The 23790-nt window shown below is 60.0% G+C and carries 15 protein-coding genes; 4 read left to right on the top strand and 11 right to left on the bottom strand.

Annotation, left to right across the window (positions count from 1 at the left end; all coding sequences use genetic code 11):
• The 7 genes from BLR44_RS25005 to BLR44_RS24975 form a co-directional block, all read right to left on the bottom strand.
• Window positions 1-1371: a glycoside hydrolase family 28 protein gene (locus BLR44_RS25005; protein WP_245706169.1), complete on the bottom strand. Its 1371-nt coding sequence runs from the start codon at window positions 1369-1371 to the stop codon at window positions 1-3.
• 48 nt (window positions 1372-1419) lie between these two features.
• Window positions 1420-4443, bottom strand: a complete 3024-nt coding sequence (locus BLR44_RS25000; protein WP_089687388.1) for a glycosyl hydrolase 115 family protein — start codon at window positions 4441-4443, stop codon at window positions 1420-1422.
• 1 nt (window position 4444) lies between these two features.
• A complete protein-coding gene (locus tag BLR44_RS24995) occupies window positions 4445-7378 on the bottom strand; it encodes an exo-beta-1,4-galactosidase (protein WP_089687385.1) in 2934 nt (977 codons plus the stop codon).
• A gap of 134 nt (window positions 7379-7512) precedes the next feature.
• Window positions 7513-9438, bottom strand: a complete 1926-nt coding sequence (locus tag BLR44_RS24990; protein WP_089687383.1) for a RagB/SusD family nutrient uptake outer membrane protein — start codon at window positions 9436-9438, stop codon at window positions 7513-7515.
• A gap of 25 nt (window positions 9439-9463) precedes the next feature.
• Entirely contained in the window at window positions 9464-12976 is a 3513-nt protein-coding gene (locus BLR44_RS24985) for a TonB-dependent receptor (RefSeq protein WP_089687381.1), read from the bottom strand.
• Window positions 12977-13117: 141 nt separating this feature from the next.
• On the bottom strand, window positions 13118-14227 hold the full coding sequence (locus BLR44_RS24980; RefSeq protein WP_089687379.1) for a FecR family protein: 1110 nt from the start codon (window positions 14225-14227) through the stop codon (window positions 13118-13120).
• Between the two features lie 81 nt (window positions 14228-14308).
• Entirely contained in the window at window positions 14309-14869 is a 561-nt protein-coding gene (locus BLR44_RS24975; RefSeq protein ID WP_176956202.1) for an RNA polymerase sigma-70 factor, read from the bottom strand.
• A gap of 343 nt (window positions 14870-15212) precedes the next feature.
• Between BLR44_RS24975 and BLR44_RS24970 the strand changes: the two genes are divergently transcribed.
• The gene (locus BLR44_RS24970) at window positions 15213-15464 is read left to right on the top strand and encodes a hypothetical protein (RefSeq protein ID WP_089687375.1); all 252 of its coding nucleotides are present in this window, start codon (window positions 15213-15215) and stop codon (window positions 15462-15464) included.
• Between the two features lie 14 nt (window positions 15465-15478).
• Here the strand turns inward: BLR44_RS24970 and BLR44_RS24965 are convergent, their stop codons facing one another.
• The 3 genes from BLR44_RS24965 to BLR44_RS24955 form a co-directional block, all read right to left on the bottom strand.
• A complete protein-coding gene (locus BLR44_RS24965; RefSeq protein WP_089687713.1) occupies window positions 15479-16807 on the bottom strand; it encodes a rhamnogalacturonan acetylesterase in 1329 nt (442 codons plus the stop codon).
• Window positions 16808-16818: 11 nt separating this feature from the next.
• Window positions 16819-19338: a glycoside hydrolase family 31 protein gene (locus BLR44_RS24960; protein ID WP_089687373.1), complete on the bottom strand. Its 2520-nt coding sequence runs from the start codon at window positions 19336-19338 to the stop codon at window positions 16819-16821.
• A gap of 302 nt (window positions 19339-19640) precedes the next feature.
• Window positions 19641-20234: an RNA polymerase sigma factor gene (locus BLR44_RS24955; protein WP_176956201.1), complete on the bottom strand. Its 594-nt coding sequence runs from the start codon at window positions 20232-20234 to the stop codon at window positions 19641-19643.
• A 498-nt stretch (window positions 20235-20732) separates the two neighbouring features.
• Between BLR44_RS24955 and BLR44_RS24950 the strand changes: the two genes are divergently transcribed.
• Both BLR44_RS24950 and BLR44_RS24945 read left to right on the top strand, forming a co-directional pair.
• Window positions 20733-21803 carry a branched-chain amino acid aminotransferase gene (locus BLR44_RS24950; RefSeq protein ID WP_176956200.1) on the top strand — a complete coding sequence of 357 codons (1071 nt, stop codon included), beginning with the start codon at window positions 20733-20735 and terminating at the stop codon, window positions 21801-21803.
• A 59-nt stretch (window positions 21804-21862) separates the two neighbouring features.
• Window positions 21863-22501: an HAD family hydrolase gene (locus BLR44_RS24945; protein WP_089687368.1), complete on the top strand. Its 639-nt coding sequence runs from the start codon at window positions 21863-21865 to the stop codon at window positions 22499-22501.
• Here BLR44_RS24945 and BLR44_RS24940 read toward each other — a convergent pair.
• Window positions 22496-22912 carry an EVE domain-containing protein gene (locus BLR44_RS24940; protein WP_089687366.1) on the bottom strand — a complete coding sequence of 139 codons (417 nt, stop codon included), beginning with the start codon at window positions 22910-22912 and terminating at the stop codon, window positions 22496-22498. The two genes, BLR44_RS24945 and BLR44_RS24940, sit on opposite strands and share 6 nt — an antisense overlap.
• 120 nt (window positions 22913-23032) lie before the next feature.
• On the opposite strand from BLR44_RS24940, the gene BLR44_RS28735 reads away from it, so the two are divergent.
• Window positions 23033-23790, top strand: a 758-nt coding sequence (locus BLR44_RS28735) for a hypothetical protein (RefSeq protein ID WP_143017467.1), incomplete at its 3' end; no start/stop codon positions are given.

The following is a 23790-nucleotide window of genomic DNA, read 5'->3' as shown; positions in this document are numbered from 1 at the left end:
TTAGTTCTGCGTGTGAAAGTTAGTCACGTTTTCGTGCAGGTGGGCTTCTTTCCGGAGCGTGTCGGCGGTGACGTGGTCCAGCCGGATGCGATCGATCGGCAGCTCCGCTTGCCCCTGCATGCGGGAAATGAACTGCACGTCGGCCGCCTTCACGTTCGTCAGGTAGACTTCGCTGATCGGGGTGAGCCGCCGCTCCAGGGTCGGCACCAGGTCGCGCCACTGGTAAAGCACGTCCGTTTCGATGCCCAGGATGCCCTGGTCGATTTTACCGGCCGTGACGTTCCGTACGTGGATGTTTTTGACGTAGCCGCCCCGGCGTTCGTTGGTTTTGATGAACAGGAGGTGGTTGAGCTTGGCTCCGTCGAGGACGCGACAGCTGTCGACCAGTACGTTTTCGATGCCGCCGGACAATTCACTGCCCAGGGCCACCAGTTGGTGCCCGTTTTTCACCAAACAGTTCCGGACGATCACGTTTTTGGTGGGGGTATTCAGACGCCAGGCGTCCTGGTTCCGGCCCGATTTGATGGCGATGGCGTCGTCGCCCTGGTCGAATACGCAATCTTCGATCAGCACCTGTTGGCTCATCTCCGGGTCCACGCCGTCGTTGTTATGGCCGTGGGCGAAGACCCGCACGTTGCGGATCACCACGTTCGTACACAGGTAGGGATGGATGGTCCAGAAAGGACTGTTGGTGATGGTGACGCCTTCCAGCAGCACATTTTCGCACCGGTTGAACTGCAGAAAGTGGGGACGAAAATGGGCGCTGTCGTTCACCATCTGCCGCTCTTCCACCGGGCGGTCTTCCGCGGACAGGTAGTAGAGGCGTTTCAGTTCCGCCATATGCGCGGGCGGACGGGCAAACCACCGCTCCCACACGTCCATTTTGGCGTTGAGTTCCCCCTCCCCGGTGATGGCGACGTTCTGGCACTCGAACGCGTAAATCAGCGGAGAGTAGTTGTAGCACTCCATGCCTTCCCAGGTCGTCATGACGGGCGGCAGGTAGTCAGCGGGCTGGTCGGAAAAGCGCAGCACGGCATCCTTTTCCAGGTGCAGGTTCACGTGACTTTTCAGGTGAATTGCGCCCGTGGGCCACTCGCCAGCCGGCACCACCACCGTTCCCCCACCCCGCTGGTGCGCCGCTTCAATGGCCTGGGCAATCGCCCGGGAGGTTTTCTGCTGATCGCCCGGCGTTGCGCCGTAGTCCGTAATCCGCAACGTTTCACAACGGGAAAAATCGGGCACTTGGATCGCTGGCATCGCAAACGGGGCTTCTACGTGTAATGCCGCAACGGTAAGCTTGCCTTTTTCCTTCTGACAGGCCACCCCGCTCACAAGCATCAGCAGGGACAACACGATTTTGGTTATTCTCACAATCTTCATCTTTTTTGGCTCAACTGCCTACATAGCTAATCATGGTACTTACTTGCGCAAACCGGAAGCATCACCTTCAGCCCGCAAGCTGGTTTCGGGAACGGGCGAATACGCCGGAGGAACCTTGCGCAGGTCGATGACCATCCTGTCCAGGATGACGCCGGGATCGATCCGGTAGATTTTCAGCGTGTGCGGCCCCGGGGCTAATGGAGGGCCCTTCATGTTACTCACCGCACTGTTGCGGAGAACGTTTTCTTTCCAGGTCTCGCTACGCCCGAAGGTCTGAAAATTGACCACCTGGACGGGACCGTCGTCGATGGAGACGCCAAACCGCAGGCTGTCGTCGTGCGTGACCGGATGGGTAGGCAGGGTGTAGAAGTGAAAGTCGGGCGCCGCGGCGGTAAACGTGTAAAAGTCGTACGCCAGCCAGTCCGCCTCGGTCACCTCGGCAGGAGCGGAGGCGGTCAGCGGCAGGGCCTGTACGGACGCTCCGGTGTGCCCCAGCCCGTCGAGTCGCTGCCAGGTTTGCGTGGAGGAACTGCGCTGGAAATGCTCAGCAAACAGCGAGACGTAGCCGTTGCTCTCCACAAAGCCTTCGTAGCCCGCGGGAAGACGTGGACGACAGGCACGGACCGCCACCCGCACCCGCTTGTTCTTCCCTTTCAACAGCAGCGTACCAGTCACCGTATCGGCGCGTACGCTATTCCAGTCGACACTGACCCAGAGCCTTGTCTCGGTGCGCCCCGAGTCGCTCGTTAGGACGCCTTTCCGTTCCGAAAGCTGTAGCCATGCCGCGGAGGCAGAGGCCTTCCAGGCTACGGTCGACTTGTGGGTCAGAAACAGGTCCACGAAGTAGGCGTGCTGTCCCCAGGGGGTAAACGTCGGAAGCGACAGGTCTGTCGCACTTTGGACAGAATCGCCTTCCGGCACTACCGCCCAGCGTCCCCCGTGCTCCGGCACGAGTTCCGGCAACACCGGCGCCTGGTACACGGGCAGTTTCCGCGGTTCCATCGACATCATGCCGCGCCACTTGCCCCCAGCCAGCTCGTGATTGTAGTACGCTGTCTCCCGCACGATGGCCTCATACGCCCGCTGCGACCGTTGGGCGTAGTTGTGCGCGCTCAGGCGGTGCTGCCGGGCGTACCAATGGGCCTTGTCGCGGTACAGAAACTTCTGGTTCATCAGCGCCGCGCACACCACCGGATAGTAGACCAGCTCGTAAAACGCGTCTTTCCGGTCGGGCGGTGTTGCTGCACGCAGACGTGTTACGCGCTGCACGAGCGCATCGTACCGATCCAGCCGCCGCTGGGCTTCGTCGCCGTAGCGGAAATGGTTGTACGCGGTGAGTTGCGTTGCGGTGGTAGGCTCGGTACGGCTCCACCCCATAAATTCCGGTCGGCGCTCAAACGCCAGATCGTAATAGTCCCACAGTGCGTTCGCCACCGGAGGCCCCTGTTCCGTGCCGAACAATTCCGTCGCCCACGCTTCCAGATGCCCCTTCATGTCGGTCTTTTCCAGGAAAGGCCGGACCTCGTAGGCCATGTCCAGAAACAAACTTATGGTGTATTCCAGCGGTTTAAGGTCGCCCACGTTCAGCACCCAGATCCGCTCCGCACCCAACGTGTAGGCCTTGGTCATTTCCTCCCGGATCAGGGCCGGATGGGTCGAACTCAGCCAGAGGTAATCGTGGGGCCGCCCCCAGTAAGACGCATGGTAGTAGACGCCGGAACCCCCGGAGCGGGTGCGTTCGTCCGGGTCGCTCAACCGATGGATGTAGCCGTAATTGTCGTCCGGCCAGACCAGCGTAATGTCCTCCGGCACCGACAGTCCCTGGTCGTAGATGTCCAGCACCTCTTTGTACGGGGTAAAGGCTTGTGGCACTTGTTGTAGGTTCGAATCCACGTGCGTCTGCAGCATGGCCCGCTGATCGGCGATGATGGTTTCCAGCAACGCCGCCGCCTCCGAAGCATTGTGTACGCCCTGCATCCCACTGTCGTGGACGCCCCGCATCCCCACTGTATAGACCGCTTCCTGACCACTTGCTTCCCGCACCCGTGCCTCCCAGTAGTCGTGAACGGCCTGGGGGTTACGCACGTAATCGAACGGTCCCCGCGTGGCTTCCTCCCACTCGTCAACGTTGTTGCGTAGCATCGGCTCGGCGTGCGAAGTACCCACCACGATGGCGTAGGCAGCGGCGGTTTGCGGATTGCCCGGGTAATGAAAAAATGCGCGGGTGCTCGGGTGCATGGCGGGCCAGAGGAAGTTGGCTTTCAACCGGAGCAGGAGTTCGAACATCCGGGCGTAGGTCTTGGGACCGATGTCACCGGTCTCCGGCTCGTACGTCTGCGCCGCCCAGGGCTGTAGTCCCCAGTCTTCGTCGTTTAGAAAAATGCCCCGGTATTTCACAGACGGAGGTCCCTGTGTGAGCGTCCCCGGAGTCAGGTAAAGGTTCGTCTGCGGCCGGGGGGTGACGTCGGCCCACCAGTACCAGGGAGAAACGCCCAGCCGCCGACTCACTTCAAATACGCCAAAGGCCGTGCCCCTGGGGTCGCTACCGGCAATCACCAGCGCTTTCTCGACCCCGGCCATCGGTTCCTGCACCACCGCCAGCACGTAACTTTCCCATTGTCCTGCGATTCGGGTGAGGTTGAGCTTCTGGTGATCAACAAGTCGGTTGATGAGTGCAGACGATCCCAGGGTTCCGACAATGACCGGAAAGCGAGCGTCGGTCGTGCCACGGCCGACGCTGTCGAAGGCGGGCGTCTGGCCGGTGAGGCGCGTGATGTCGTCGGCGAGGGCATGTGCGGCAATCCCGACGACGGGGGCGTCCTGCGCATCCCACCACACCGGACTGGCCTGCGACCGGTGGACCAGCGGGAAAACGGCTTCCGTAAAGGTAGACGTGCTCTGCAGGGGTGCTTCCGGGGGCGTTTGGGCATGGAGTCCGTGGCTCCCCATCAGGAGCAGCCCGCCCATCCAGCCGAAGAGTTGCCTGCGCACGCCGTTCGTCTTCCCCGGGGAGACGTTCTTCTGTTGGCCCGTCGCCTCACGCGGGCAGCGCGCATCCATCATCTTAATTGGTGGGTTTGTGCAGATTCGGTTGCAGTTCGTCGGGGCTTTGCAGGGTATACGGATCGAACTGCTCGCGCGACTCCTCGGTCAGCAGCGCCCGGATCGTGGCCAGCGGAATCGTTGCTTGGGGCGAGAACTCCTCGCTCGCCATGTAGGCCAGCAGACTCTGCCGCAGTTGCCGCGCCGCCGGACGGTTGGCCAGGTCAGAGGTCAGGTCGCTGCTGGTCATCAGCAACTTCCCCGCGCCAACCCGCGCTTCGAGCACAGAGGCCAGCCGCCGGTTCAGGAACCACGTGTCGATGGGCTGCACGAGCGGCCGGAAGTCGGGCGGAAAGTCTTCGAGGTGCATGACCTGTTGCCGCTCCAGAATCGACCACCACTGCAAATCGCTGTGCGCCTCGGTCGGGAATGCGGCAAAGGCCGGATGGTCGGCATCGACGAGGATGCCGAGCGTGTGGGGCGGACGCATCTTGAACCAGGAGGTGTTCCAGAACACGGGCCGGAAATGCTGCACGACTTCTTTGCCCTTCGTGATTTTTCCCGAGGCATCCAGGAAGACGTTGCCGCCCTGTTGCAGGATTTGTTCGGCGCGGGCGTCCAGTTGCGTCGTGATGTACACCCCTTCCGGGGCGGCTTCCGTTTGGGCGGGGTACACCCAGAAGTCCCAGCCGTTCTGGAACGCGGTGCCCGCCAGCGTCACTTCTAGATGTAGTTTCGTAGGTTCGGTCAGAGAAGCAAGCGGAAACTCGACCGTACCCAGCGAAGTATTGCTCCCGATCGGAATGTCCTGTTGGTTGAGTATCCCTCCGGCCACCACGCTTCCGTCGACGCCGAGCAACCGCCATTCGGGGCGGGCCTGCCGGAGCGGGGCGGGACCGAAATGCGCTACTTCCACGGCGGCGGTCAGGGTTTCGTCGTTCTGGTAGACAAACGTGGGCACGCGGATCAGCGGGACGGTGGTGTTGCAAAACTGTCGCATCTGCTCCGCATCGAAGTAGCCTTTCTCGTCCCAGAAAACGTCGAGCATGCCCACCAGCGCGGTGCCCTGCCCGGGGTAATCATTCAGCGACAGCAGCTGGAAACCCGCCGCACCGGGCGTCCGCAGCGACTTTTCGATTTCGTGTTTGTAGCACAGCACCTGCAAGCGGCCGGAGGCCATCAGAAAGTCGTCGGCCTGGTCGGCCATGTGGTGATCGGCGAGGTCTTCCTGAAACAGCTCGAAGTTGTTGGGTTGGTACACGCCGGTGTACTTGCGCATCTCCTTAAAGTTCGGGTAGACGCAGTACTGCCCCATCTCGTGCGCCACGTACGGCACGTCGAAATCCTGAATCCGCTCCCGGTAGTCCGACTCGGTTTCGGGGCGTTGGTCCCACGCCAGGCCACGCGGCCCCGACTTCACCATGAACTCGTTTTGCGGCACCAGCGGCCAGCTCATCCCGACCGAAGCTCCGGTGTATTTCCGGCGCGGGTCTTTGGCCTCCCAGTACTCGACAAAGTCGCCGAGGTAGTCGGCCTGGTGCCCGCCGCGCGGCTCGTTGCCGTAGGCCATCATGCAGAACGAAGCATAGTTGCCGTACCACTGCCCCATGCGGTTGGTTTCGTCGTAAATGTACAGATCGACCGGGCGACCGTCGCCCAGCGAGGAGCCGTGGTTGGCCCAGCTCGGCCCTTCGGGCTGCAGGTAGATGCCCACCCGGTCGGCGGCCTGAAACGCAGCTTCGGGCGGACAGTACGAGTGGTAGCGCATGTGGTTGAGACCGTATTCTTTACAGATCCGGAACACCCGCTCCCACGCCGCCACGTCCATCGGCACGTAACCGGTCAGCGGAAAGGTGGCGTTTTCGACCGTACCGCGCAGAAAGGTTTCCCGGCCGTTCACGTAAAAACGCGTGCCGTTCGTGGTAAACTCCCGCATTCCGAACTGGGTCTGCTGCTGGTCGCGCTGCCCGGCGTCGGTGGTCAATTCGGCCGTCAGGCGATACAGGGCGGGGCTGAATTCGTCCCACGTCAGGAGGCTGTCGCCCATCGGCAGGTCGAGGGTCAGGTCGGTGGTTTCGCCCTGCGTCTGGAAATCGACCGTTACCGGATCAGGGGTGTGCGACTGCGCCACGTTGAAGCTCTGGGCCACTACGCGGACCGTCCCCGTAGCGGGTTGTCCGGTTGCGTTGCGGATTTTCAGCGTCAGGCGGGCTTTTTTGTGGGTGAGGTCCGGATACACCTGGAGGCTGTCGAGCCAGACGGGCGCGCGAGCCCGGAGTTCCAGCCGTCCGACCAGTCCGTTCCAGTTGCCTTGCGTGTGGTCGGTGATGCTGTGCGAGTCGGGTCCGACGTTCATCACGCTTTGCCGGTTGTCGACGCGGATCGTTAGCGTATGTGTTCCGGGGGTCAGGTAGTCGGTGAGGTCGTAGACGTGCGGTGCCACCAGGCTGTTCTGCGTGCCGACGTCGGTGCTGTCGACCCAGAGGTGCGTCCCGATGTGCGCCCGTTCCAGCAGGAGCGTAAGGTGCTGGCCCTGCCAGTGGTCCGGCACGGTGACCTGTTTCTGGTACCACGCCGGCCCCACGTAGTAGTTGACGGGCGTGAGCCAGAACGGAAACTTGAGGTAGTCGGGCTGGCGGTACTTTTCCATCCGCGGATTGAAGTACCACGAGCTGTCGTAGATGCTGCCGGTCCACTGCGTCGCCAGGGTTACGTCGTTGCCTTTGCCGTTTTCCTGCATCGAGCCGGGCAGTTGTACCGTTTCGGGCAGCGTTTGGGCGAACCATTGCCGGTCCATTCCTTCGTCGAGCGAATCGATCCGGAAGCGCCACGCTCCCGCCAGGGAAAGCACATTCTCGGGCTCATCGGAGGCAATCGGGGTACACCTCAGCCAACCGAATGTGCTGAGTAGTAAAGCAATACACGTAACGCGGAGGAGGAATAATCGGGAATGCATACAATAGAAAAGCGGTCTGCCTTTGACTTAGACAGACCGCGTTGCTTAACTCACTAAGCGCTGAGGAAATTTACGGAGTAGCGCAGCGCCCTCGCCCCCTCTTGAGTCGGCCCCGGAAAGCCCGACAGCGGAACTCAATAGCCCGGATTCTGGTAGGCCGCCCGCTCTTCGGCGGTGAGGGGGTTGCCGTCCTGGAACAACCGTTCGATGTGCTGCTGCGGGATGGGGCGCAGCCGGTGTTTCTCCTGGATGCCGCTGGCGTCCGGATTAAAGTAAGGCGCGCGCACCAGCAGCGTTTCCGTGCGGGCCAGGTCTTCCCAGCGGTGCAGTTCCCCGAGCATTTCGCGGGTGCGCTCGTTCAACATAAAGTGGATGAACCGATCCTGCGTCGAAGTGACGTTGGGTGGATACAGTTCGGCCGGATCGTCGGTCATGAACTTGTCTTCCGTCACCAGCAGGGCATCTTCGGTGCTCGACGTGAGTTCCGATAAATCCCCCCCCTCTTCCAGGTAAAACTGCGGCGGCTTCTGCTCGCCCTCTTTGTAGGCCGCCCGCTGCCGCAACACGTTTACGTATTCCACGGCCTGCGCGTAGTTGCCCATCCGTCCGTAGGCCTCGGCGGCAATCAGATACGTCTCCGCAAACCGGGCCAGGATGCCGTCTTTTGTGCCCTGCTGCTGCGAGATGGTGGCACGGAACGGGTCCACGTACTTCTTCAGGGTGGGGAAAAACTTCCGCTGTGCCAGCGTACCGGTCGGCGAAAAATCCGATACCAGCGTCCCGGTGCTGTCCCGGTAATACCGCGCAAACACCGAGTACGGCATTTTTGCCAGGTCGGCGGCCGTCAGGTCGGTGGCTTCGTCGTTGACGATGATTCGCACGGCGGTGTCGCCCTGGGCAAACTTGGGCTGCCCGATCAGCGACGGGTCAGGCGCGGTCAGGGCGGTCCACTTCGGAATCGACTCGTCGCCCCCGTCGTTGGCGTAGTAGGTCGTGATCAGGCTCTTGTAGAACCGCGAGTCGTTCTTCCGGTCGTAGATATCCATCGCGTAGTCGGTCATCATCGCCCGGCGGAACGGACGCCCGTTCTCAATGTCCCGGTTCATGCCCGGCAACTGGTCGTAGGCCATAATGAAGTAGAGGTGCGTCTGGTTGCCGAAGCGCCCCGAAAATAGCGGATCGTTGTTCCATTGTGCCGAGAAAATGATCTCGCTGCTGGTTTGGGCCGCCACGTTGGCCGAATAGCTGGACAGGTCCCACAGCGTGCCGTAATCGGGCAGAAGCGCGTACTTGCCCGAGTTGATCACCTGATCGGCGTAGTAGGCAGCGCTGTCCATGTCGGTGGCCTGCTGTCCCCGGTCTTGCGTCACGGCACTGCCGCGCGTCAGGTAAACTTTCGCCAGAAAATGGTCGGCGGCCCCTTTGGTCGCCCGCCCGAACTGGCCGTCGGGTTCGTTCACCGACAGGTGCTCGGACGCAAAACGCAGGTCGTTGATGATGGCGCGGTACACGTCGGGCACCGGCGTGCGCGGAAATTCCAGTTCCACGCCTTCGCTGGGTTCCAGGGTGAGCGGCACCGCCCCGAACTGCTGCACCAGCCCGAAATAGTAGAAGCCGCGCAGGAACCGCAACTCGCCGATGCGCTGGTTTTTCTGCGCTTCCGTAGCGAGCTGGATGCCGCCCTCGAAGTCGGCCAGGCGCGAGATGCCCAGGTTACAGCGGTTGATGTTGTTGTAGTACGTGCCCCACAAATCGGCGAGGTACGCGTCGGGCGGCAGGGCGTTCAGACGCGAGTCGTACGTGTTCCAGTAGTTGAAGTTGATCTGGTCGGCGTTGGTAAACTCGTCCACACCGAAGTTATAGAGGCAGTAGGCCTGCTCGTACTGGTACTTGAAGCGCACGCCTTCGTACGAACCTTCCACGAGGTCTTCGAGGCCTTGCTCGGTGTTGTAATAATCGTACGTGAGCGTGCCGACCAGTTCTTCTTCCAGGTAATCCTTACAGGACGTGACGCTGAACAGCAGCAGGGTAGCAACAGGGAGTAATTTTATCTTGAACATAAGGATGCGAAATGGGGATGGAACATCAGAAGCTGGCACGAACGCCGAAGATGAGACTCTTCACACTCGGGGTCGCGTCGGTCGGGTTGGTAACCTCCGGATCACCGGCCTTGTAGCCGTCGAAGACGAACAGCAGCGGGTTCACGTAGTTCGCGTAGACCGAGATGCTGCTGCCCCGCAGGGCCGTCACCACGCTGGCGGGCAGCGCATAGGTCAGCGAGATGTTGCGCACTTTCATGAACGAGCCGTTGCGGTAGCGCAGGGCCGTTCCGTAAGTTTGAATGTCGACGTCGCCGATGGGGCGCGGAAATTCGTTCGTGGGATTGGTGGGCGTCCAGTAGTCGAGGTCGAGCGACTGGTAGCGACCGCCTAGCCCCATGCGGTAGGCGTTGTTGCTGATCATCTGCCCGATGCGGGCGTAGAGCATGAACGACAGTTCGAAGCCTTTGTAGCGGAACCGGTTGTTGATGCTGCCCGACCACTTGGGGCGGTTGGAACCGATCACGACCCGGTCGTTGGCATCGATGGTCGTATCGCCGTTGATGTCCGCCACCCGAATGTCGCCCGGCACGCTGTTGTAGAGCGCGGCTTCGTCTTCCTGCCCGATCTGCCAGACGCCGTCGAACTGATAGTCGTAGTATACGGTAGGGTTGCGGGTGTCCTGGTTGATGGGTTGCCCGATGAACCAGAGGTTCCCGATGTCGTCCTGCGCACCCGACGACAGCCTCACGATCTCTTCTTTGTTGGTGGTAAAAATCACGTCTGTCTCCCAGGTAAAGTCATCCAGCGTCCGCAGGTTGACCGACGAAAGCGACAGCTCCAGGCCGGTGTTGCGGGTAGCGCCGATGTTTTGCAGCACGCTGGGAAAGCCCGACACCTCGGGAATGGAGCGGGGCAGCAGCAGGTTGTTGGTATTGATTCGATAGACTTCCACCGTCCCGAAAAGACGGTTGTTGAACAATCCGAAGTCCAGCCCTACGTTCGTGGTGGTGGATCTTTCCCACCTCAGACCCGGGGTCCGGATCGTGGCGGGTACGTACCCGTAGGCGGCCGTTTCGTTCCAGAGGTAAATGGACCGCTCCAGTGTGCCGCCGGTCTGATAAGGTGCAATACTCGACTGCCCCACCGTCCCGTACCCCAGGCGCAGTTTCAGCTCGTTCACAAAATCGACATTGCGCAGAAAAGCTTCTTCCTGCATTTTCCACGCTAGGGCCAGGGAGGGAAATACATCCCACTTGTTACCGGAAGGCAGTACCGACGAGCCGTCGTACCGGGCAGAGGCCGTCAGCAGGTACCGGTTTTTGAACGAATAGTTCACCCGCCCCATATACGATCTCAGTCTACGGATAGCAAAGGAACTGCCGAACGACACCGGAGCGCCTTCGTCGGTGGTGCCGACGTTATACCACTTCTGCGTATCGTAAGGCAAGTTACGTACCCGTACGGTGCTGCCTTCACTGCGGTCTTCCTGAATGCTGTTCAGCAGCGTCACTCCCAGGGTATGGTCGCCGAAGTTTTTATCGTAGAACAGGAGGTTCTCCACCACGTAGGTAAAGTTCTGCCCCTGTTCGTAGCGGGCTTCGTTGCCGTTCCCCTGTTGTGCCGCCGAGTACTGCCCCTGGAAGAATCCCCAGCGATCCTGCCGGCAATCGGGCCCGACGTTGATGCGGTACCGCAAATCTTTTAACAAGCGGATTTCGCCGTAAAAGCTTCCGAAAAAGCGCGAAATGCGGTTCTGACTGAAGACGTTGGACGGATCGAGCACCGGGTTTACGATGTTGATGTCCCCGCCCGGATTCAGGATGTACTCGCCGTTGGCGTCGTAAGGCACAGAAATGGGCAACTGCCCCAGAGCCCGACCGTACATGTCCGGACCGTTTTCCTGCACACCGAGGCTGGCGTTGATGGCCCCGCCGACCGTGATTATTTCGTTGGCTTTCATGTCGAGGCTGAGGCGCGCGTTGTAGCGGGTGAAATTCTGGCCGATGTTCACGCCCTCCTGGTTCAGGTAGCCGCCAGAAAACAGCGCCTGGATGTTTTCGCCGCCGCCGCCGATGCTGACCTGGTGGTTCTGCGTAATGGCGTTGCGCAGGGCGATGTCCTGCCAGTCGGTGGTGCGTACGTTATCGGGATTGTAGACGGGCACTTCACTCACGCCCCACCGGGCCTGCTCTTCCGGAGTAGTCGGGCGCATCTGCGGCACGAGGTTGGCGCGGTCGGCCCACTGATAGCCCGCCGCCACCGACTGCCAGCTGTAAATGTCGCCGTAGCCCCGCACGCCGGAGAAAATCAGCGAATCCTGCACCGGATCGGGATAAGGCGTAGCGTATCCTTCCGTTCCTTTGTTGTACTGCGCATCGCGCCGCAACTGCGCAAACTGGCCGCCGTCCATCACGTCCTGTTTCACGAGCGGCGAGTCGAAGCTGACCCATCCGTCGTAGCTTACTTTAAAGCCGCCCTTGCTACCGCGTTTGGTGGTCACCAGGATGACGCCGTTGGCGCCCCGCGACCCGTAAATGGCAGTAGCCGAAGCATCTTTCAGCACTTCGATCGATTGCACATCGAGGGGATTGAAGTCGTTGAGGCCCGTGCCCGGTGCCAGCGGAATGCCGTCGACGACATACAGCGGCTCGTTGCTGGCCAGAATGGACCGGTTGCCCCGGATGCGAATGGAAGGCACCGAACCGGGACTGAAACTCCCGGCGGCCACGTCGACACCGGCGGCACGTCCCTGCAACGACTGCGTCAGGTTCTGCACGGGAATTTCTTCGATTTCTTTGGCCGATACCGACGAAAGGGCCCCCGTGATGTCGCTCTTTTGTTGTGTGCCGTAGCCGACCACGACGACCTCTTCCAGGGCGCGCACGTCTTCTTCCAGCGAGAGGTCAATCGCCGTCTGGTTCCCCACCGTAACTTCCCGCTGCATGTAGCCTACGGCGCTGAAAACCAGCACCGACGACTCCCCCACCACGTTCAGGGTATACCGCCCTTCCACGTCGGTAATGGTGCCGGTAGAGGTGCCTTTTTCCAGGACGTTCACCCCGGGGATGCCCTCCCCCACCGCATCGGTTACGCGGCCCGCAACCGTCACCTGAGCGAGCAACGGAGCCGGTACCCGCAGCACCGGCAGGGTCAGTGCATGTCGGTTGGCGCTTTGCCGTGTGTTGAGCACGACCTGATCGTCGACGATCTGAAAATGGATGCCCAGCGGCTCAAACAGTTGTTTGAGGACTGCTTCCAACGGCGCTCCTTCGATGTGCAACGATTGCCGCGGGTAGGCATCGAGGCTTTTGCTGGTATAAATGAACGAGTAGCCCGACTGTTTCTCAATTCTTTTGAGAATGGTTTTGAGGCTTTCGTCCTTGAAGTCCAGGGTAAGGCTTTTCTCGACTTGTGCCAGGGTATTGTGGGCGAGAAGTGCCTGCGCTCGCGTAGGAGGCGCGGCCCATCCCAGGAGTGTGCACAGGATCAGAAGGCGCCCGCAGAGCAAGCGGAGGCGTCTGCCGGGGCGGGTAGGTGGTAGAAAATGCTTCATCATAGGTTCGTTCTGAGTTGGGTGAAATTGACGTATAGCAAAGCCGGTCTCCCTCCGCTTGTGGCAAGCAGATCGGGCAGTAAAAAGCCAGTCCGTACTAAATTTATGTTAGCTTACAGGCCGCTCAAAAGAAGGTGTAGTTCCTCAACACCCGCTTCCGGTAATAAGCAGTCCCTGCGGTGTGAATTTATAGTCGACGTCTCGGGTGAGTGAAATCAGGTGCATGATCTCCCTCAGCTCCTTCTTCTCAAAAGTTCCGGTCAACCGGCAGTTGCGCAGTTGCGGTGTTTCCAGATGCACCCGCACGCCATACCACCGTTCCAGCGTTCGGGCTACCTGATCGAACGGCGTTTCCTCAAAAACAAGCTTCCGGTTTACCCAGGCGTAATCCAGGTCGGCAACCGAGGTTTCCTTGCGCACTTCCGCCGATTTTTTAGAATAGACTGCCCGCTGATGAGGCGTTAAAAGCGTCCGCCGGGTGGCCGGATTTTCGCCGAGGGGTTCATTTTTATCGGCTTCCGGTTCCGGACTAAACGCTACTTTTCCTTCGGCCACGGTCGTGGTCACTTCGGTTTCGTCCTGGTAGGCCCGCACATTAAACGACGTTCCCAGTACAGTGACTTCGCCAGTTTCCAGGTGGACGGTAAACGGACGTTGCTTGTCGGGCGCAACCTCAAAAAAGCCTTCGCCAATCAGGTACACATCGCGCCGGTCGTCCGCAAAGGTGGTGGGATAGGCCAGTCGGCTGTCGGCGTTGAGCCACACTTTCGTACCGTCGGCGAGTTGCAATTCGGTGTGCACCCCTTTCGGGTTCTGCGCCTGCTGGTACGTCACGGGCACAGCGGCCGCCTCAAACTGCGGAGCTTCATGGGGCAGAGTGGCCGCCAACTGTTCGGTTTGAGCCACGCGCGAAATCGCCTCAGCGCTGCGCCAGCCGTACTGATAGGCCGCCAGTCCCAGGGTACCGACCAACGCAACGGCGGCCGCCATGCGCCACCACGGCATCGAAACGACTTTTTTCTGCCGTTCGGCAGCTTCCATGCGGGCTTGCGTACGTTCCCAGACGCGCTGTGCGGCACCGGTCCCGGCCGACGACGACGGCGGGTGGGTCCAGACGTCACGCACCGTTTCGTACAGATGCTGGTTGTCCGGATGTTGCGAGCGCCAGGCATCCAGACGACGCAATTCGTCTGCGCTTGCTTCGCCGGCCAGCGCCCGGGCAATTAACGTCCACATGTGAGAGTCGTCCAGCATGAGATCATCGGTCTACGGCTATAGACCGGAGGCGTAGAACGTTCCCCTAAAAAGAACTAAAAAAATTTGAGTGGGAAAATTTTAGTGCGCCAGTTGCCGCTGCACCAGGTACGGTCGCAGCGATTCGGCCAGCTTTCGGGTGGCGATGGTGAGTTGATTGTCCACCGTTTTGACGGAAATGCCCAGAATTTCGGCGGCTTCCTTGTAGCTAAAGCCTTCCTGGCGGACCATCTGAAAAATCAGGCGACACCGTTCGGGCAATTGCCCGATGGCTTTTTGCACCTCCTGCTCCATTTCCTGGTACAACAGCGTGCGCTCCGGTCCCAGCGATTTGTCGGCCGCCAGGTCGAACGTCAGGTCGGTGGTGCGGGTCTGCATCTGATGATGCCGCAGGGCCAGTTGGTTCAGTCCCTGATTACGCACCGACGTGTAGAGGTAGGCTTTGACGTCGCGCACTTGCAGGAGCGTGGCGCGGTTCACCCATACTTTGGTAAATACATCGGAAACGACTTCTTCGGCCACCTCACGGTTTTTCACCAGGTGCAAGGCGAACGCATGCAGCCCGTGAAAGTGCAGGTCAAAAAGTTGTTTGAACGCCTGCCGATCGCTCTGGTGAGCAATCCGCGTAAGCCAATCGGTCATTTGTGTACTATGGGCTGTCATGTGGTGGGAGCGCGCTAGTAGGTAAGGATTGGTGGTTACAACCGCGTACGTTGAGTATAATATTAATCAGGAGTTGGCGCGCTAGTGTGCTGTACTCTACTGTACGTTGACACTACACAAGCCAGCAAGCTTTTTTTATTTCGCACCGCCTAAAAAGTTTCGTAAACCTATGCCGGTAAGAATTAAGGGAAAAATGACGCCTGAACTGTAACGTATACGACCTGGTGAGAGCATAACAAGAAGGTACTTATAGATACTTTTGAGGTAGGCACCCCAGCTTCGCACGATAAGAGAGGTACCCTATTTCCTGGCTATATTCTACATGATAATCGCCCTGCTCATTGCGCTGTTATACGGCTATCTCGGCTACAAGTCAAAGGGTAACCCCATGCTGTGGGCAATTACGGGTCTGGGGCTGACGCTCGCCGTGTCTTTTTTAGTGGGGGCGGCCTTCAGTCTGGTGGGCAGGTGGGGCGATCCGATGCTTGCGCTCATGCTGGTGCCGACGGCACAACTGGCCAGTTGGAGTATAGTTCTTCTTTTGGCTCCTCTCTTTTTCAAGAAAAAACGCTAATCAATTCTTTCGATTTAATTCCCGTCCGGTTTCACGAGGCTGGCGTTCGGACTGTCGGGCCAGTGCCACATCGCCAGCGGATCGGGATGCGCCGGATCGAACGGGGGAATTGCGTCACGCAACAGTTGCCCGACGGCCAGGCCTTGCTCCTGAATCGCCTGCACGATGCAGCGGGCCATTTCGTACGCGCCGTACGGGTTGAAATGTGTGTCGTCTTTCAACTCCTGGTCCTGACCGGGGAACGTGCCCGCCGGGTAGTGCACAAACGCTTTTTTAGTGTCTTCGGGGCCCATGGCTTCGTATAGAGTTTTGCTCATCGCATTCAGGTCGATCAGCGGCACGTCCAGTTCCTGCGCGACGTTTCGCATCGCGTCGGGATAGTCCTCCAGCGTATTGATGATGTGGCCGTCTTCGTCGAAGCGGCGGCGGTGCATCGACGTGACCAGCACCGGATGCGCCCGTTTCGCGCGGGCCTCGCGGATAAACTCGCGCAACCGGTCGGAGTAGCCGCGGTAAGCGCCGGCGGCGGGGTCTCTGTTCTTCTGATCGTTGTGCGCAAACTCAATGAAAAGAAAATCGCCGGGTTGGATCATACTCAGCACCTTGGCCAGCCTGCCCTCACTTTGAAAAGCCGCCAGCGTCTCGCCCGATTCGGCGAGGTTTGCCACAACCGCATCGGGCTTCAGGAAAGAAGGCAACATCTGTCCCCAGGCCGCCCAGGGTTCGGTCTCCTGATCGACCACCGTGGAGTTTCCGGCCAGGAATATCGTGGTAGGCGCAGTGGCGCGGCGGATTTCCAGGGCCGCCACGCAGGGACGCGCATCGTTGAACTCCAGCGTGAGTTTGTCGTCCCAGTTCAGGTAGTCGTGCTCGCGCGGCTTAAGACGGATGCGCTCTTCCGCGTTGATCCGGGGCGTGCGGACATTGACTGTAAACGTCCGCGTCACCTGCTCGCCCCGCGCGGTTTGGAGGTGGTGGAGCATCAGCCGTCGCGATTCAGCCTTCACCGTCGTCGTGGACGTGCCCTTGGGGTCGCCCAGCGTCAGCGTAACTTCGTAATTCCCTTCGGGCAGATCCACCACGAAGTAGAACGGCTGCGTTGAGGTGAGAAAATCGTCGGTCAGGGGATTGTTGCCCTTGCGGGTGCGACTCTTGACCGGCTGCTCACTCGCCAGGCCGTAGCCCCGTTCCGGAGAATACGTCGTGGTTGGCAGCACCTGCCGGTAGCCCGCAGCGGCCTGACCACTTCCGAAATCAAATTGAAGCGGCAGGGTCAGCGGCTGCGCCGCGCTGCTTAGCGCAACACTCACGCACGCCCCCCACAGCAAAAGTCGGTGCAGCATCGGCATGACGATTAGCGGACCACCACCTCGACGGTGGCGTTGCTCTTGCCCTTGGGTTTGATCCATAACACGTGTTGATCAGCATCGTAGTACCAGCCCGGTCCGTTGTCGAGGTCGCCCAGCGACGCCACAGACGGCAGTTTCTTTTTTCCTTCGCGGAGTTCCTGCGGTGCGCGGTCCGTGTGGATCTTCGCCCGGTACGCAAAAGGCGACGGCCGGTACGCCCCCTCGGGCGATGCCAGGATTAGGCGCAACCCCGCTCCTTCCGGCACCAGGCGAAAGGTCGAAAGTGCATACGCCCCGTTCTGATACTCAAGGCTTTTGCCGTCGTCCTGGTAAAGGGTAAAGGTGGAGGCCGCTTCGCCGGGAAACAGTTCGACGGTCAGTTCGTCCAGCGGTTTTTCGCCGACGTACTGCACCACCGGCTGCTGGGGGATAACGGCCCCGGCCCGCACAAAAATCGGCAGCGTATCGAGCGGCGTAACGACGTTGAGGTAGCGCTTGCCTTCGTAGCGCTGGCCGGTCCAGTAGTTGAACCAGGTGCCTTCGGGCAGGTAGACCACGCGGGTTTGCGCGCCCTTCTCGGTCACGGGGCAGATCATCATGTCGCGCCCCAGCAGGTACTGATCGGTGAGTTCGTACACGTTCGGGTCGTACTGGTAGTCGAGCACCAGCGCCCGCATCAGCGGCAGACCGGTTTTGTGCATCTCGTACGTGTAACTGTAGAGATAGGGAATCAGCCGGTAGCGGAAGGCATCGTACTGCTTGAAAATCCGCAGCGCTTCTTCGCCGTAGTTCCAGGGTTCTTTGTAGCCCGGATGGTCCATCCCGAACAGGTGCGCCACGGGGCTCAGCAACCCGAACTGGCACCAGCGGATGTAGAGTTCGGGGTCGGCGTTGTGCTCGAATCCGCCCATGCAGTGTGCCCAGTGGCCCACGCCCGACAGCCCGATGTTCAGCCCGGCTCTGATCACCGGCTCGAAATACTGCCACTCGCTGGGCCAGTCGCCCGCGAAGATGAACGGATAGCGCTGGATGCCGGCGTAGCCCTCGCGCGTGTGGTTCATGCCCCGGATGCCGTTGTAGGCCTGAAACTTTTCATAGGGGGCTTTGGCATAGGCCAGCGGAAACAGGTTGTGCAGGCGCTTTACTTCTTCGCCCGTCGGGCCGACCTTTTCGCTTTCGTTCGCCAGGTGGCCAAACGCGCTGCCTTCGTCGGTTTTCAGGAACATCGCGCCCTGCGAAGCGATCTTCATCACGCCATGGTCCCACCACCAGTTGACGGCGCTGGAATCAAAGAAATTGACAAATTCGCCGGGGTTGTCTTCCTCGGGGTAGGTAAATCCTTTTTCCTGCGCCATCGCCAGCAGGTTCATGGTTCGGCCGTTGTCGAAACGGGGCCGCAGGTGAAGCCCGACCGCGTTCAGGTGCAGGGCATAAAGACTGTCGAACATCGCTTCCGGATGCTGGAACGTCTCGCGCCACTCGAACGTCGTAGCGCCCTTGCCCCCGTTCTTCCCGAACAGCCGCCAGGTCGAATCGAGGTGCAGCACGTCGATCGGAATCCCCAGTTGCCGAAACCGGCGCGCCAGGGCCACCACGTACTGATCGGACGTCAGCTCTTCGTGCCCCCAGGTGCCACCGCTGTACGTACCGACGTGCAACCCCAGCGCGAACTTGGGCAGCAGCGGCGCTTTGCCCGTCAGATCGGTGTAGTGGTCGAGGAGTTGCGGAAAGGTGGGGCCGTAGAGTACGTAGTAGTCCAGTTCGCCCCCTTCGGCCCCGAATTGCAACTGGTTCGGATCGGTCGCCCCCATGTCCCAGTTCGTAGCGTAAGCCGTATGGAAAAAGAGGCCGTACCCACGCGTGCTCATAAAAAACGGCACCGGCGCATAGTTGGCTTCCAATACGTTGTAGGCACCGACGATGTGCGGCAGCCCCTGCCCCCGCCCAACGTTCAGCCGCGTTTTGCGGCCGCGCCGGTCCAGAAAATCCATCCGCTCACCAAAGCCGAAAAAGTGTTCGTCGGCGCCCAGTTGCTTCCGACAGGCGACGGTGTCAGCTTCCTGCGTGGCCCCCGCGGTGCCTGATTCCAGCAGCAGCGGCGAACCCTCGGCAGTGGCCACGTCGATGCGGAACGGACTTTTCTGTACGGTGATGCGTAACTGGGCGGAGGTCAGGACAAACCGTTCCGTTTCTTCCGTAGCCTGTACGGCGACGGGCGGCCAATCGTAGCGCACCACCATCCAGGGTTCGTTCTCGGCAAAGGTGTCGTTCCAACTCGTGCGGACGCGCACCACGCCGGGCGTGCAGAACTCCAGCCGGACGCGGGCTTCGGTAGTGGTAAAAGAGACGACGTTGCCCTCGTGTTTGAAACCAGAACGGTAGGCCCCCACGGCAGTTTGGGCCTGGGCTCCCGGCCCGCCCGCCGTGCTCAACAGCAGCACAAGGCCGATGCAACCCAGTCGGCGCCCTCGGCGCGGCGCGACGAATCGTGTCAACGTGTAAACAAGAGAAGTGGCAAAATACATACAGATGGACTTGTGGGGTAATGCTTTCCAGTAACACGACAGCGCGCCGCCCCCCACTCCCTAAAAGGTTACGGGCGAGGCGATGCTTACTAAAATTAGAGAAGGGGTTCGCGCGAGGTCATACCGCGGCGGCATCCTACAAAACGGGTGTGCTCCGCTTTCGCCAGAACACACCCGTGTTAGTGTTAGAGAAGAAAGTACGTGATCGATCCGGTAGTGCGGGGACACGGCATGGGGCCTCGCCACCCGCGTACGTCTACTGTTATGCGGAGACGCTGCGGCCCGCAACGCGCCCTCAAACGTCAGGCGACTTCGGCCATAACGGCGGACGCTTCACGCATTTTTTTGAGGGCCCGGCACAGGAGGTTGCGCACCGACTGCAAATCGATGTTGAGCGTTTCGCTGATCTCTTTAAAACTACTGTTCTGGAAAAACCTCAAATAGACTACTTCGCGCTGCCGGTTGGTGAGCTGATCCAGGTATTGCTGCAACATTTGATTGCGCTGTTCGACCAGCTGGCTCTCAATCAGCAACTGTTCGTACGACAGGTCGGTGGTGGTGGTATAGAAGTACGATGACTGATACCGGCGGGTGCGTTTGTGGCCGCTTTCTACCGCCTCCAAAATCAGGCGACGGACCGACGCCAGCATGTACGCTTTGACGGAACGCGGCTCGGACAGGGACTTACGACGCGCCCACAACCGCATAAAAAACTCCTGAATGCAGTCTTCGACCAGGGTTTCGTCCGGACAGATGCCCAATCCGTAGCCGTAGAGGATCTGGCTGTAGCGCTTAAAAAGAGACGCATACGCGGCCTGGTTTTCTTTGGCAACCTGACGCCAGAGTGCGATTTCTTCTTCGTTGGTTCCTCCGTAGCGGACGTGCGTAGCTTGCATAGGTTCGTTGTTTATCAGATTATGTAGGGTAGTAGTTCGCCAGTGTTTTGAGCAAGGCATACCGGTCCCGCACATACGCCGCGGGCATGCCTCAAAAAGCAACCATCAAAATTTTCAGAGCAATACGAATCAGGCTTCCGAAACAAGCGTTCGGAACGGAGGCAGATCCTCAAAATTTCGACAAGACTTGTCCGCTTCAAAACGGCTACCGAGGTGCACTCAAACGAGTGGTTGGGGAAGTAGCCACTTCGAAACTTTCAGTATCACGAAAGTATGGATGAGGTGTGCTGCATCCGTACTGTACTCTTCTGTACTATAAGGTACTATCCTGCTTGGGCACCAGGATAGTTTTTGCGCCGCGGGAAGCTCCCGCCAACGGTGTCCTTTTCCGTTTCCAGAAGCCTGTAAGCGAAGAAAACTCGGCAGAAACCGGCGGCGGCCACACATTTTTTCGCACTGATTTGCGTATCTTGCCCCTTCCAACGAATGCATACCATCATGATCGATACTTCCCTTGATATCTCGATAGAAAACACTCCGCAGTCGCGTGTGGCGGAGTTGGATCAGGACAACCTGAAGTTTGGCCGTCAGTTCTCCGATCATATGTTCATTGCCGACTACCGCGACGGACAGTGGCAGGAGCTGCGCATTGTGCCCTTCGGCCCGATGGAATTCAATCCGGCCCTGGCGGTGATTCACTACGGTCAGACCATTTTTGAGGGATTGAAGGCGTATCGGAGCGATGCCGGGCAGGTGCGGGTGTTCCGCCCGTCGGCCAACTGGGCGCGTTTTAACCTGTCGGCCGAGCGCATGTGCATGCCGACCATTCCGGAAGAGATCTTTGTAGGCGGCCTCAAAAAGCTGTTACAACTCGACGAAGCGTGGGTGCCCAACCGCCCGCAGTCGTCGCTTTACATCCGTCCGTTCATGTTCGCTACCGACGAGTACATCGGCATTCGTCCTTCGGATACGTATCGGTTCATGATTTTCACTTCGCCGGTAGGCGCGTACTACAGCGAACCGGTGCGGGTGAAAATCGAAACGGAATACACACGGGCCTTTCCGGGCGGCACCGGCTACGCCAAGTCGGCCGGGAACTACGCAGGCGCGCTGTACCCTACCGTGAAAGCCCAGAAACAAGGCTTCCATCAGTTGATCTGGACCGACGGTCTGGAGCACAAGTACATTGAAGAAGCCGGCACCATGAACCTGGCGTTCGTGATCGACGGCAAGCTGATCAGCCCGCAGCCCAGCGAAACCATTCTGCACGGCATCACGCGCAACAGCCTGTTGCAGATGGCCCGCGACCTCGGCATCTCGGTAGAAGAGCGCCGCGTCACGGTCGATGAGGTCGTGACGGCCCTGCGCGACGGAAAAATGCAGGAAGCGTTCGGAATCGGGACGGCCGCCACCCTGGCCCCGATTGCCATGATCAGCTACCAGGGCGAAGAGTTGCCCCTGCCCAGTCCCACCGACAACGCCGTGGGCGACCAACTGCGCAAGGCACTCGACGACCTGCGCTACGGGCGCGCGGAAGATCCGCACGGCTGGCTGATGCCCATCGAATAACGTTTCTCTACTACGTATTTCCAGGAGGTTGCCACCGCAATCTCCTTTTTTATTTCCCTATGCTACAGGCAGTTATTTTTGATTTTGACGGCACGCTGGCCGATACCCTTCCGCTGTGCATCGCCGCGTTCCGCAACGCCATCGAACCCGCCACCGGGCGCTCCCTTTCGGACGAAGAAATTGTGGCGACGTTCGGTCCTTCGGAAGAAGGCACCATTCAGGCACTGGCGCCCGCCCACTACGATACCTGCCTGCGTGCCTACCTCACGCACTACGAAACGCTGCACGACGAATACCCTCATCCGTTTGAGGGCATTGTCGCTCTGCTGGAAGCCTTGCAATCGCGAAATGTCCGGATCGGGCTGGTAACGGGCAAAGGCCGGCAAAGCACCGAAATTTCCCTCAACCGCCTGGCGCTGGCCCCTTACTTTGAGCACATCGAAACCGGCTCGCCCCAGGGGCCCCGCAAGGTCGACGGCATACGCACGATGCTGACGGCGTGGGGACTGGAACCGGCGCAGGCCGTGTACGTGGGCGATGCTCCGAGCGACATTCTGGCCTCGCAGGAAGTCGGGATTCCGGTGGTATCGGTGGCGCTTACGCCCCTTGCCGAGCCTAAAAAGCTGGCCTCCCTCCGCCCCGACGCGCTGGTCCATTCGGTAGAGGAACTACACACGTGGCTGCTTGGTCGCTTATAACTCGACCGCCTCGCCCAGCTCCAGCATCCGGTTGAATTCGTCGGGGGTGAGTGGCATCACCGACAGCCGCGACTGCCGAATCAGGGCGGTGCCGCTCAGCCGTTCGTCCTGTTTGATGGTCGCCAGCGATACGGGATTTTTCAGTCGGTAGACCGGCTTGAGGTCGACCGCTACCCAGCGCTCGTCGTTTACGGTAGGGTCAGGATAAAATTCGCGCGTGATCTGCCCGACACCCCGGACGGCCTTCTCGCTCACGCTGTGGTAGAACATTACCAGATCGCCGGTACGCATCGCCTTTAAGTGATTGCGTGCCTGATAGTTACGAACACCATCCCACATCGCCTTGCCATCCTGCACAAACTGATCCCACGAGAAAGCCTCGGGTTCGGACTTGACTAACCAATAATTCATGGGACGAAAGTAAAGGCTCAGGGGCCTTCTTCCAATCGTTCGCCCAATATCCACGCCCCCGCGTCGTTACGAACTATATGCGCTGACCTCTACCTTTTTTCACTTTATCCCCCTGCACCCATGAAAAAGGCACGTCACTTCCTGCGCATCGGTTTCCTCTCCTGCCTGCTGGCCTGTTCGGGCTGGCTCGTCGCCAAAGGCGGTTCGCGGCTCGTCCAGTCGTGGCGTCATCCGCACGTGACCCTTCCCACGCCGTCTACGCCACGGCCGTCGCCCAGCGGCCCCTCCCTCGGTCGTGCCGAACTACTCGATTCGGCGCAGCACCTGTTTCTTATTCCGGAAACCACCGCACAGCAATGCAGCAACCTGGTGCTGTACCGCATGCACCCCGCCTGGGAAGACGATCAGGCCGTGCGGGTCTTTCAGGAGCCACTGGGCATTCAGCGCTATGCGGTGGAAGACGCTACGCTCTACGTCGTCGCTACCGACCAGGATAGCAACCAGGATGGTCGGCTGAACGCGACCGATCTGCAACAACTTTTTGTGCACTCGCTCGACCGGACCCATCGCTATACGCTGCGACTGCCGGGGCATTCGTGCCTGCAGTACCAGCGTACGCCCGACCCCGACGTGCTGTTGGTGAAATTTGGAGAAGATGCCAACGGCAACGGCACCTACGAAGCCCACGAACCGCAGACCTGGCAGCGCTATACGTTCAGCACCCGCAAACTGCGGCCCGTAGTTGGTAGCTGGTGGCTGGTGGCTGGTGGCTGGTGGCTGGTGGCTGGTGGCTGGTGGCTGGTGGCTGGTGGCTGGTGGCTGGTGGCTGGTGGCTGGTGGCTGGTGGCTGGTGGCTGGTGGCTGGTGGCTGGTGGCTG

Source organism: Catalinimonas alkaloidigena, from assembly GCF_900100765.1.
GTDB lineage: Bacteria > Bacteroidota > Bacteroidia > Cytophagales > Flexibacteraceae > Mooreia > Mooreia alkaloidigena.
Note: the sequence above shows the minus strand (reverse complement) of the source record. Positions and strands in the feature narration are given on the sequence as shown.